At 36.1% G+C, this 12464-nt stretch carries 12 protein-coding genes; 10 read left to right on the forward strand and 2 right to left on the reverse strand.

Annotated elements, in window-relative coordinates; genetic code table 11:
• Positions 1-34 precede the first annotated feature (34 nt).
• The 5 genes from M2306_RS02505 to M2306_RS02525 all read left to right on the forward strand — a co-directional run bounded on the left by M2306_RS02505 (position 35) and on the right by M2306_RS02525 (position 6934).
• The gene (locus M2306_RS02505; protein ID WP_410795548.1) at positions 35-1342 is read left to right on the forward strand and encodes a T9SS type B sorting domain-containing protein; all 1308 of its coding nucleotides are present in this window, start codon (positions 35-37) and stop codon (positions 1340-1342) included.
• Positions 1343-1353: 11 nt separating this feature from the next.
• Positions 1354-2286 carry a PorP/SprF family type IX secretion system membrane protein gene (locus tag M2306_RS02510; RefSeq protein WP_115090420.1) on the forward strand — a complete coding sequence of 311 codons (933 nt, stop codon included), beginning with the start codon at positions 1354-1356 and terminating at the stop codon, positions 2284-2286.
• 12 nt (positions 2287-2298) lie between these two features.
• Positions 2299-4251 (forward strand): OmpA family protein, encoded by a 1953-nt coding sequence (locus M2306_RS02515; RefSeq protein ID WP_259190953.1) that lies wholly within the window; start codon positions 2299-2301, stop codon positions 4249-4251.
• A 431-nt stretch (positions 4252-4682) separates the two neighbouring features.
• A complete protein-coding gene (locus tag M2306_RS02520) occupies positions 4683-5990 on the forward strand; it encodes a T9SS type B sorting domain-containing protein (protein WP_259187881.1) in 1308 nt (435 codons plus the stop codon).
• An 11-nt stretch (positions 5991-6001) separates the two neighbouring features.
• Positions 6002-6934 (forward strand): PorP/SprF family type IX secretion system membrane protein, encoded by a 933-nt coding sequence (locus M2306_RS02525; protein ID WP_115091664.1) that lies wholly within the window; start codon positions 6002-6004, stop codon positions 6932-6934.
• A 137-nt stretch (positions 6935-7071) separates the two neighbouring features.
• On the opposite strand, the gene M2306_RS02530 is transcribed toward M2306_RS02525, so the two are convergent.
• Positions 7072-7695: a class I SAM-dependent methyltransferase gene (locus M2306_RS02530; RefSeq protein WP_115090848.1), complete on the reverse strand. Its 624-nt coding sequence runs from the start codon at positions 7693-7695 to the stop codon at positions 7072-7074.
• Between the two features lie 63 nt (positions 7696-7758).
• Positions 7759-8259, reverse strand: coding sequence for a GNAT family N-acetyltransferase (locus M2306_RS02535; protein WP_115090847.1), 501 nt, complete (start codon positions 8257-8259; stop codon positions 7759-7761).
• A 306-nt stretch (positions 8260-8565) separates the two neighbouring features.
• Between M2306_RS02535 and M2306_RS02540 the strand changes: the two genes are divergently transcribed.
• From M2306_RS02540 to M2306_RS02560, 5 genes are all read left to right on the forward strand, one after another.
• A complete protein-coding gene (locus tag M2306_RS02540; protein WP_115090846.1) occupies positions 8566-8994 on the forward strand; it encodes a hypothetical protein in 429 nt (142 codons plus the stop codon).
• Between the two features lie 286 nt (positions 8995-9280).
• Positions 9281-10522 carry an ornithine--oxo-acid transaminase gene (rocD, locus tag M2306_RS02545; protein ID WP_115090845.1) on the forward strand — a complete coding sequence of 414 codons (1242 nt, stop codon included), beginning with the start codon at positions 9281-9283 and terminating at the stop codon, positions 10520-10522.
• A gap of 60 nt (positions 10523-10582) precedes the next feature.
• Positions 10583-11197, forward strand: a complete 615-nt coding sequence (pncA, locus tag M2306_RS02550) for a bifunctional nicotinamidase/pyrazinamidase (RefSeq protein ID WP_115090844.1) — start codon at positions 10583-10585, stop codon at positions 11195-11197.
• A complete protein-coding gene (locus tag M2306_RS02555) occupies positions 11198-11740 on the forward strand; it encodes a hypothetical protein (protein ID WP_002985969.1) in 543 nt (180 codons plus the stop codon).
• A gap of 45 nt (positions 11741-11785) precedes the next feature.
• On the forward strand, positions 11786-12370 hold the full coding sequence (locus M2306_RS02560) for an outer membrane beta-barrel protein (RefSeq protein WP_002985967.1): 585 nt from the start codon (positions 11786-11788) through the stop codon (positions 12368-12370).
• The last annotated feature ends 94 nt before the right edge of the window (positions 12371-12464 follow it).

Raw genomic sequence — 12464 nt, forward strand, 5'->3', positions numbered from 1 at the left:
ATTCGGTCTCCCTTTCACTTAAGTAAGAGATATGATGAAGAAAATAATATATACACTAGTACTTGCAAATTGTTGTAGTATAATACTATATGGACAAGAAGATCCTTCTTTGACAAGTAACGAAGGAATCCTCTCTGTATCTTCAGCAGGTTTAGTTTCCTTTGAAGGAACCTTCGAAAATCAAGTATCTGGAGATGTCACCAATGATGGAACTGTGATGTATTATCACGATTTTATCAATGATGGAGGCTATGGTTTGACTAAGGGAAGCACCACTTCGAACACTATTTTTACAGTTGAAGGTCTGCCAACAACAGCTAAACAAATCGCGGGGAATGAGATTGCCTCATTTTACAATGTGATTTTTGATAGTCCGGTGAGTAAAGTAGCCTTTGATTTAAAGAATAATATAGATGCCTCAGGTTTAGTTGATTTTCAAAATGGAATCATTTTGGTTGATTCCACCTACAATCCAGTAACGAAGGTTTCCCACGGGATGTTTACCTTTAAAAAAGGCGGAAAAGCGCAGTCTATGGGGGATGCTTCTCATATTCAAGGCGCGGTAGAAAAGATTGGAAACGAAGTTTTTATCTATCCAATAGGCGATAGCGAGCGATATCGTCCTGCTCGTATTTCAGCTTCTAAAGCGGATGGCGATGTTTTTTTAGGACAATACGTGTATAATGATGCTGCTTTTTTCAAGGCTCGTACCAATACGGTAGGGGTTATCAAGGCAATCAATGACCAAGAATATTGGATTATCGACAAGGGGAACAACGAGCAAAGTGATGTGTTGTTGACTCTAACTTGGGATGAATCTACTACAGCTGCCGCTGTGTTAACCAATCCAGAGGAAGAATTGCACATTGTTCGCTGGGATGCCAAACAGCAAATTTGGGTTGATGAAGGTGGAGTTGTGGATATGTCTACCAAAGAAGTAACAACCATTGGTACGGTAAAAGGCTATGGTTTTTTCACTTTAGGTACAGTTAATAAAGACTGGGTGTTAGACGGAGATATTGTAATCTACAACTTAGTTACTCCAGATGGAGATGGGAAAAACGACTACTTTATCATTGATAACATCAAGAACTATCCCAACAATAAGGTTGAGATCTTCAATCGTTGGGGCGCTCGCGTTTATGAGACTAGAGGGTATGACCCGCATGGGGATGGAAGTACCAATGTTTTCAGGGGTTATTCTGAAGGTAAGGTTACTGTAGATAAAGGAACCAAACTCAGCAGTGGAACGTATTATTACGTGATTACGTATGAGTACACCGATTCCAATGGAAGTCGCATGATTAAAAAAGCGGCGAATTTACACCTTGAAACCAATTAACACCGGAAGCAATGAAAAGAAAAAACACAATCAAGCAGGTTTTGCTGAGCTGTTTAGGTTTGATGAGTATGTATCCAGCCTTGGCTCAACAAGATCCGCAATACACACAATACATGTATAATCCCGCAACGATCAACCCGGCTTATGCTGGAAGTGTAGATCACTTGCAACTCTTCGGATTATACCGCACCCAATGGGTGGGCTTAGAGGGAGCGCCTAAAACGGCTTACCTCTCGGGAACAACACCTTTGACTGATAACGGTTTGGGTATGGGCTTTCACTTTAAGAATGACCATTTAGGTGTGATGGACGAAAACAGCTTATCGATTGATTTAGCGTACACCGTCAATCTGAATTACCACTATAAATTGGCCTTTGGATTAAAAGCCAGTGGATCACTCTTGGATGTGAATTATGATAAATTACACATCTATGACGGAACAGATCCAATTGCGGAAAACAATATCAGCAATAAATTTTCAGGTAATATAGGCGCAGGGGTTTATTTATATTCCGATAAAGCGTATGTAGGGTTGTCGGCTCCTATGATTTTGTCTAATAGTATTTACAACGACAACGACTATAAAGTGATGAAAGAGAAAGCTCACTTTTATGCGATGGGGGGGTATGTATTTGATATCAATCACGACATTCAGTTCAAACCAGCCGCTTTGGTAAAAGTGGCTACAGGATCGCCTTTACAGGTAGATGTGACGGCAAACTTTTTGTTCTACAATAAGTTTACCTTGGGAGCAGCGTATCGTTGGGATGCTTCTGTTAGTGGATTGGCAGGATTCCAAGTGACTGAAGGCCTATTTGTAGGATATACCTATGACGCAGATACCAGCAAGCTCTCCAACTACCATTCGGGTTCTCATGAGATCTTTATGAAATTTGAATTATTTAATAACAACAGAAGAAAAGTGGCTCCTCGCTTCTTCTAAAGACAAGCATATATGGTTAGAAAATATATAGTTAATGGCGTCCTGCTTTGTTTACTATTTTCAAGTATAAGTAGCTTGGGACAAAATAGAAAAGAGCGCAAAGCTGATCGCAACTTTGATACGTATGCCTATATTGATGCAATTAAGGTATATGAAACGATGGTTGAGAAAGGCGAGGCAAACGCCTCTGTTTTGAGTAAACTCGGCGATTCCTATTACTTCAATGGCAAGTTTGCTGAAGCATTTAAGTGGTATGACGAATTGTTTCAAGGTTCTTATGCCGATAAGAATGTAAGTGCTTTAGACAAAGAATATTACTATCGCTATGGGCAAACACTAAAAGCGATGAATTATACCGAACAGGCCGATAAAGTGTTGCAAGAGTTTGCGAAGCTTCAGTCTTCGGATTCTCGCGCCCAGTTATTCATTTCCCACGAAGAATTAGTAGATCAAACCCTACCATCGTCTCGTTTTACCTTGGTTAATCTGTCTACCAATAGCGAGCATTCGGATTATGGGGCTACACTTTTAGACAATCGATTGATTTTTACTTCTTCTCGCGAGAGTGATGAAATGAAAAACAAGGTTCACAGTTGGACCAATCAACAATATACCAAGTTGTATTCCACGACCATTGGCCAAGACGGTAGCTTTAGCGATCCTGTTTTATTCGCCAAGGAGATTGCTTCCAAAGAGCTAAATATGGGAACGGCTATCTTTACAAAAGATGGGAATACGATGTATTTTACTAGTAATAATGGTTCAGTACGCGGGGGCAAACGCGCCCAATACAACGAGGAAGAATCGTCTTTGTTGAAGATTTACAAATCTCGCAAACAAAGCGATGGAAGTTGGGGGACAGTGGAGGAATTGCCTTTCAACGTAGCGGATTATAACACGGCTCACCCAGCATTAACTCCAGACGAGAAATGGATGTATTTTGTTTCGGATCGCCAGGGAAGCTTAGGTCAATCGGATTTATTCCGCGTGAGTATCTATGAAACAGGTCGATTTGGACCAATTGAACATTTGGGTCACGAGGTGAATACGGCAGGACGTGAGACTTTCCCTTTTATCTCGAGTGATTATATGTTGTATTTTTCCAGTGATGGCCACCCCGGATTTGGAGGATTGGACTTGTACAAATCCAAGATCAATCCCGATGGGAAGATGGGAGTACCAGTTAACTTAGGACCGGATATCAACAGTTCTTTTGACGATTTCAGTTTGTATATTGACACTGCTTCGAAGAAAGGGTTTGTTACTTCTAATAAAGCAGGCGGACATGGAGCCGATGACGTGTATTTATTTGTAGAAAAACCATGTTATCAAATCATGGACGGTGTGGTATCGGATCTCGAATCCCATGGCGGTATTCAAGGGGTAGAAATCACGGTATACGACCAGCAGAATAAAGTCGTTGAAAAGGTATATAGCGATGAGCAAGGATACTATAGCGCTGAGAAGTTATTCTGTGGTCAGCAGTATCGCGTTCAAGTTCATAAAGAAGGATATTTTTCTAAGGAATTTGAAGTAGATACCAACCGCGATGCGCAGCAACGCGTGAACATTCAAATAGAATTGATTGAGAAAGGGCATGATTTATTCAAGAAATTGAAATTATCACCGATTCACTTTGATTTTGACTCTGCAGTGATTCGTCCGGATGCACAAGTTGAATTGCAAAAGGTTGTTGACGTCATGCTTGAACATCCAAAACTGGAGATTGACGTACGTTCGCATACCGATAGCCGCGGAAATGACGCGTATAACATGGCTTTATCTGAGCGTCGTGCGCAAGCTACGATTCAATGGATGATCAGCCAGGGTGTAGCAGCAAAACGCTTGACAGGTAAAGGATATGGCGAGAGTCAATTGGTGAATACATGTAGCAATGGTGTAGAATGTACCGACGAACAACACCAAGAAAATAGACGAAGTGAATTTATCATTGTGAACTTGTAAGTAATGTAACATAAGTAATTTAATTTTTTCAATTGAAAAGGATTAGCTGGAAACAGCTAATCCTTTTTTTTTATGCTAAAATTAATCAGGTAAGAAAGGGGTAAGATGAAAGGATAAAATTTTTTAAATAAATAATCCATGTTTTTTAAATATTTGTTTTTATGGGTTAAAATATTTGTTATCAGTTTGTTGTGTTTGTTTTTTGTTGTGAAAATAGAATAAAATCTAATATTGAGATTTTTTTGGTACGGTACTTGATAAAATGTAAATAAATGATTTTGTAAATCAAATAAATTGAGATCAAAGTGAAGAAATGTAAATGCATTGAATACAATCTTGCAGTAATATTCCTTGTTTTTTATGATGATGATACGGAAGTGAGATTTACCCTTTGAGATCAGAAGAACAATCAAAATTAATACAAAAAAAGGATGAAAAAGAGAAGAAAATATATCGTATGGCTATTAGTCTTCAACGGTCTACTACTTTATGGACAAAGTACCGATCCGATTACAAATGAAGGTATCTTGAGTATAGCACCAGAAAGTCTAGTATTCTTTAAAGGAGATTTTGAAAATAGTAAATCAGGTGAGATGACTAATGATGGTACGGTAATTTATTTTGAAAATTTTGCTAATGATGGATCGTATGGATTGACAACGCATAATACGACTTCTACTACCATATTTAAAACAGAAGAATCTTCTCAACAAGTCAAGCAACTTAAAGGGAACCAAATGGCTTCCTTTCATCATATTACCTTTGATAGCCCAGTACACGATGTGGCTTTTGATTTAAGAAATAACATTGATGTTTCAGGAATAGTAGAGTTTCAAAATGGAATTATTCGAGTGGATTCAGTTTATAATTCCATAACAAAAGTATCTAATGGAATGTTTACGTTTAAAAAAGGAGCTAAGGTACACCAAGTTAGTGATGCATCTCATATTCAAGGAGCCATAGAGAAGATTGGGAATGAATCTTTTACTTATCCCAGTGGAGATGGAGGAAAATATCGTTCGGCGCATATTTCTGCTCCTAAAGAAGATAACGCTGTTTTCATCGGTCAATATGTGTATAATGATCCCGCTTTTTTTAAGGCACGTCCAAATAGTGTAGGTGTGGTTAAAAAGCTTAATGATCAAGAATATTGGATTATTAATAAAGGCAACGATAAACACAGTGATGTACTGTTGACGTTAAGTTGGGATGAATCCACTACAGCACCCGAAATATTAACTAATCCCGAAGAAGAGTTACACATTGTACGTTGGGATGCAAGGCAACAATTATGGGTAGATGAAGGAGGAGTTGTGGATATGTCAACCCAAGAAGTAACCACAATTGCGGGTGTAAAAGGCTATGGTTTTTTTACGCTGGCAGCAGTTAAGAAAGAATGGATTACAGACGGAGATGTTGTCATCTATAACCTCGTAACAGTCAATGGTGATGGAAAAAATGACTATTTCATCATTGAAAATATCCAAAACTATCCCAACAATAAAGTAGAAATTTTCAACCGTTGGGGTGCACGAGTATATGAAACTACAGGATACGATCCAAAAGGAGATGGAAGTAGTAATGTCTTTAAAGGATATTCAGAAGGAAAAGTAACAGTAGATAGAGGAGCTAAACTCTCAAGTGGAACCTATTACTATGTTGTTACCTACGAATACAAAGATGCCAATGGAAGTCGCATGATTAAAAAGGCAGCTAATCTCCACCTTGAAACGAATTAAAAATGAATGCTATGCAAATAAAAAACACAATAAAGTCCTTTGTTCTGATTAGTTTGAGTTGGTTGAGTATCCAACAAACTTTTGCTCAACAAGATCCGCAATATACCCAATACATGTATAATCCTGCAGTCATCAATCCTGCTTATGCAGGTAGTGTTGATCGACTACAGATTTTTGGATTGTATCGCACACAATGGGTAGGCCTAGAAGGAGCTCCTAAAACTGCACACTTATCTGTAACAACACCTTTAACAGATAATGGTTTAGGGATGGGCGTTCACTTTAAAAATGATCGTTTAGGAGTGACAGATCAAAATAGTTTATCCGTTGATTTAGCGTATACCGTGAACTTAAACTATGACTATAAATTAGCATTTGGACTAAAAGGAACAGGATCTCTTTTGGATGTCGATTACAATAAATTGCATATCTATGATGGAACAGATCCTGTGGCAGAAAACAATATCACAAATAAGTTTTCAGGTAATGTTGGGGCAGGGGTCTATTTATATTCTGACAAAGCCTATGTCGGATTATCTGTTCCTATGATTTTGTCTAGTACGATTTACAATGATAATGACTATAAGGTGATGAATGAGAAAACTCATTTTTATCTGATGGGAGGTTATGTATTTGATTTGAATTACCAGGTTCAATTTAAACCTGCTGCTTTAGTAAAAGTGGTAACAGGTGCACCCTTACAAGTTGATCTTACTGCCAACTTCTGGTTCTATGAAAAGTTCACGTTAGGTGCTGCTTATCGTTGGGATGCTTCAGTAAGTGGATTAGCTGGTTTTCAAGTTTCAGACGGTTTGTTTGTAGGGTATACCTATGATGCAGATACCAGTAAACTAGCAAATTATCACTCAGGTTCTCATGAGATATTCATGAAGTTTGAGCTTGCAAATAAGAAAAGAAGAAAAGTCGCACCTCGATTTTTCTAAACATATAAAGATTTCATAATTTTTTTTTATTGTTCTTACTGCTTGGTAACAAGCAGTATATAAGAAAGGGAGTAGTTCATCTGAATTACTCCTTTTTTGTTGAATCATTTGGTACTGAACTAGAAAAAATCACTTTCTTAGTCTAAGGAGGCTAAAGCAATAAAACGCTCTGTGATCTTTAGTATAGTGAATTGATAGTGTTGTGCGATATATTCAAAGGTTTGAGCAGTATAAATAAAAACATGAGTTTCATCTTTGCGGTAATACCACGATTCGAAAGGTTTTTGATTAGCATAGAGATGTGTCATAACAAACAACATTCCCTTAGGTTTTAATAGTCCTTTTAAATGTAAAATTTCTTCATGAGGATGATACAAGTGTTCAAATACTTCACAGCTGAAAATATAATCATATTGGTAATTTTGGTATGATTTATCCGGATAAAAATAAGGATCATATAAGTTGATTGCATAGCCACGGTCAACTAATTGTTTAGTAATAACAGGGCCTTTGCCACAACCAAAATCCAATCCTAAAGTATCGGGTTGATAACGCAGGAGAATTTCATTGGTGATGGGTGAGGTAAACTTTTGATAGCCTAAATCATTGACATCGTTATTGTGAAATTCGTAGTGCTTTTTTTCTTGTTCTTCCGAAAAGTAATATTGAACATCTTTGACGTATGCAAAACAAGTGTCACAGTGATAATAGTGCGGATCAACTTTATGGGTTAACTGACTTTGACATAATATACATTTCATAGGAAGAAGTACTTTATATGGTTTTTATCTACCAAAGATAAGGAGGATTTCTGGCGGTTATTCTTATACCTCCAATCCTTTATTTAGTTCCAACTGATACAAATTCAAAAGTTCATCTTCAGGATGTATGGTTTCAATAAAATGAAAACCTAGACGAGTTAAGAGTTTAATTGAACTTCTATTCTCTGGTAGCGTTGTTGCATATAGCTTGGTGTGTAATTGATTGTTTTTTAGGTGCTCAATGACCTTGGAAGCAGCTTCATGTGCATAGCCCATATTCATGTGATGAGGAAGAAAAGCAAAACCTAAATCATGAGCATCCAAGTGTGTTCGCTTAATAAGCGAAACAACACCAATAGGACTTTGATCTGTATGGAGGCGAACCACCCAATAGGTAAATAATGGATTGTCTAAAATATTTTGAATGTAAAGTTGTGCGTCTAATGCGCTGTAAATATTGCGATTACCAATGAATTTTAACCAACCAGGGGTATTGACAATTTCCATCATAAAAGCATTGTCATGATGATCAAGTATAGTAAGAGATAAGCGTTGGCTTTGCATAAAAATTAGTTTTTGTGAAATGTGTGCTACATAATATAGCGTATACGTACTATATTCCTGATAGAATAAATGTTACATAGCTAGTAAACATTAAAAGTACTCTTTTTTTATAAAAAAATAAATTTTATTATGTTATTAACAGTAAATAAGGGTGATGTTTGTTGAAAATAAATGAAATAGAGTGAAAATTTAGCTTAAATGATATAAACGTCTTTTATCGCACTATAATTTAACAAATAAGAAAAGATTCTATAAGGGTAAAATGTAAAATATATTGTAATTTGCAAGGAGCAAAACAACAAAAAAATGAGAAAGAAAATTAATGTACTAGTTGCTTTATTTTGTCTTGTTTCCTTTAATTTAAAAGCGCAAATTTTAGAAATTTACAGCAACAATAAAGCTCAAGAATATTTAGGTTGTCTGAATTGCCCCTCAGAAAATAAAAATTCGGTGTGGAATTCGAATGGAATTTATGGCAATGAATACAATAAAAAATCTATTTGGAATAAATATGGTGTTTATGGAGATGATAAGAGTAATTTCTCGCCTTGGAATCCACATGCAGAAAAACCGCCATTGATTAAAAAAGGTGGAGAATTTCACGGTTATTTTACCTTGAATGAAGTGATGGGACAACGAGTGGAAGTAAAATTAACTCGTATGTTGTATGATTATTATATCGACATCAAAGAAGATCCAACAAAATGGACCGAAATTGAAGAAAAATTAAAATAAGCAAATAGAAAAAAAAGTGATCAAAGGTAATTTGGTCACTTTTTTTTATTTCTTTTTTCATTGTAACTTCTGCAATAGATTTAAAGGATTGATGAAAAAAATAGAACAAAATAAATAGATAGGGACTGCAGTTTGATTTATTTGAGGATGAATGCTAAAAATACACAAAGAACAAGCATTCGGTTTTTTAGGAACAAACAAGTGTAAAATAGGGTAGATGAATGTATTTTTCGAATTATGTGCATAAAAAGAAGTAAATTGCAGGTAAATTAAAACAGATACTATTATGTCAGGAAAAATAACTTCAGAACAAGCTATTGCTTTAGAAAATAAATACGGAGCACATAACTACCATCCACTACCAGTTGTATTATCAAAAGGTGAAGGAGTGTATGTTTGGGATGTTGAAGGGAAAAAATACTATGACTTTTTATCTGCTTATTCAGCAGTAAATCAAGGACACTGTCATCCGAGAATTATTGAAGCAATGACGAAACAAGCCAATACATTGATGTTGACTTCTCGTGCTTTCTACAACGATCAATTAGGAGTGTATGAAAAGAAAATCACTGAATTGATGGGGTATGATAAAGTATTGCCAATGAATTCTGGAGCTGAAGCAGTGGAAACGGCTTTGAAAGTTTGTCGTAAATGGGCATATGAGAAGAAGGGAATTGCTGAAAATCAAGCAAAAATTATTGTTTGTGAAAATAACTTCCACGGAAGAACTACAACAATCATTTCGTTCTCAAATGATGAAGAAGCTAGAAAAAATTACGGTCCTTATACGGATGGTTTTATCCGTGTGGCTTATGATAATATTGATGCTTTAAGAGCAGCATTAGAAAAAGATAGTGCAACAATTGCTGGATTTTTGGTTGAACCTATTCAAGGGGAAGCAGGAGTTTATGTACCGCAAACAGGATATTTAGCAGAAGCAAAATTACTATGTGAGCAACACAATGTATTGTTCATTGCAGATGAAGTACAAACGGGAATCGCTAGAACAGGTAAAATGTTGGCAATCCAACACGAAAATGTAAAAGCAGATATCCTGGTATTAGGAAAAGCTTTATCAGGAGGTGCTTACCCTATTTCAGCTGTATTGGCAGATGATGAAATCATGAACGTAATCAAACCAGGACAACATGGATCTACCTTTGGTGGAAATCCAATGGCAGCAGCAATTGCTATTGCGGCTTTGGATGTTGTATTGGACGAAAAATTAGCAGAAAATGCAGAACGTTTAGGGCAATTGTTCAGAAGTGAATTAACAAAATATATCGAAACAAGCAACATCTGTACTTTAGTACGTGGAAAAGGATTGTTGAATGCAATTTTAATCAACGATACAGAGGATAGTGATACAGCTTGGAATATCTGCTTGAAATTAAGAGATAACGGATTATTGGCTAAGCCTACACACGGTAATATTATTCGCTTCGCACCACCTTTAGTAATGAATGATGAACAATTGTTGGATTGTGTGTCTATTATCGTAAAAACATTGAAAGAATTTGAGAGATAGTAAATAAAATATATTTTTCGTTTCTTTTTTTGTTATAATTTAAAATAAAAGTAGTAACTTATGAAAGCTTTATTGGTAGTTGATTTACAAGTTGATTTTTTACCGAACGGAGCCTTAGCAGTGAAAGAGGGGGATGTAATTATCCCTTATATTAATGCAATACAAGATCGTTTTGATTTGATTGTTGCAACGCAAGATTGGCATCCTTTGGATCACCAAAGTTTTGCTTCTCAGCATCTCAATCAGCACGTATACGATGTGGTTGAAGTGCATGGAATACCGCAGGTATTATGGCCTGATCACTGCGTACAAGGAACGGAAGGAGCAGCATTTAGTAAAGCGTGGAAGAGTAATTCCGTCGCTGCTGTATTTCGAAAAGGAATGAATAAACAAGTCGACTCCTATAGCGGTTTTTACGATAACAATAAAATTGATTCGACAGGGCTTCTAGGTTTTCTCAAGGATAAACAAGTTACAGAAGTGTATGTTTGTGGATTGGCAGCAGAATTTTGTGTGTTTTATACCGCAATGGATGCTAAGAATGCAGGGTTTAAAACTTATTTTTTAGATTTTGCAACGAAGCCAATTACAGTTGAAGGACTGAAACAAGCGAAAACAAAGTTGATTGAGAATGGTATCGTTATCGTAAATGAAAGTGAAGAATTGAAGGTGTAAATGAAAAAATACAACGCGACGAATTTTTTTAAACATACATATTGTGAATGGACAGAAGTTCCGATGGAAGAAATAGCAGATAAAAAACCCAATTTTAAAAGTGAAAAAGGGAGTTGTTATTTCTTTGATGCACAAGGTATTTTTAGATATGCAAATCATTGGGGGAGAGTTGCGAATTGTAGATGGAAATTGATTTCTGACAAACATGCAAATCAAGGGTATACAGTTGGTTATGCCGCCTGGTCTAGTTTTTATCCCAATGATGAAAGAGAAAATAACTATGTTATAAGTGTTAATTTTTTGCAAAAAGAAGTGACGTTTAAACATTATGCAAGTCTTAACGGTAGCGATGCGTTTCGCAGAAATGCCAAAGACACAGCAAAACGCATAAGCGAAATTAAGAAAGTACTTCTTTCGGATGAGTGGGCGAAATACATTACCCATCCCAATAAGGAAGAACTTCGACAATATTTAATTAACGGTCTCATCTGTACGAATAAAAGCTTGTTAGTATTAAAACGAGAATTTTTATCCCAAACTTGATGAAGGCAGCTAAGAAAAATAGGTATAATTAAAAAAGCAAAAAAGATGAAAAAGATTACATTGATTGCAGCATTATTGTTAGGTAGTATGACAATTGCACATGCACAAAAAGGAAAATTAGTAGAAACACCAAAATTATCTGAAGATGTTGGAACAACACCAATCAAAAAAGGAAACTGGATTGTTGGGGGAGCTTTAGGATCAACTGGATATAGTTTCGAAGAAGAGAGTTTTAATATTAATGTAACACCAAGAGCAGGTTATTTTATTTCTGATGGAATTGCGGTAGGTCTTGAGATTGGAACAGGGTTTCAAACAGTAAAAGACGGTGATAACATTTGGAGTTATAAAGTTATGCCATTTGCAAGATACTATTTCCCAGAGGGAGCTAGTGCTACAGGACGTTTCTTTGGACAAGGTGCTGTAGGTATTTCAGGTGCTGAAGTTGCAGGAGAAAGCGATACATCTTTCGCATTTAACATTAATGCAGGGTATTCTCACTTCGTCTCTCGTAACGTTGCCTTAGAAGCAATTGTGGGATATAACTACAGTAAATCTAATCAAGCAAGTGCTTCTGCACATAATGGATTAGGATTATCTCTAGGTTTCCAAATTTTCTTAGGAAAATAATCAAGTAACGATACTAAAAAAGGGACTCAACAGAGTCCCTTTTTTTATATAATTTACACGGGTATTTTTCGCTCAATTTGTTATTTAATAAGAG

The organism is Myroides gitamensis (genome assembly GCF_029894455.1).
In the GTDB taxonomy this organism is placed as follows: Bacteria; Bacteroidota; Bacteroidia; order Flavobacteriales; family Flavobacteriaceae; genus Flavobacterium; species Flavobacterium odoratum.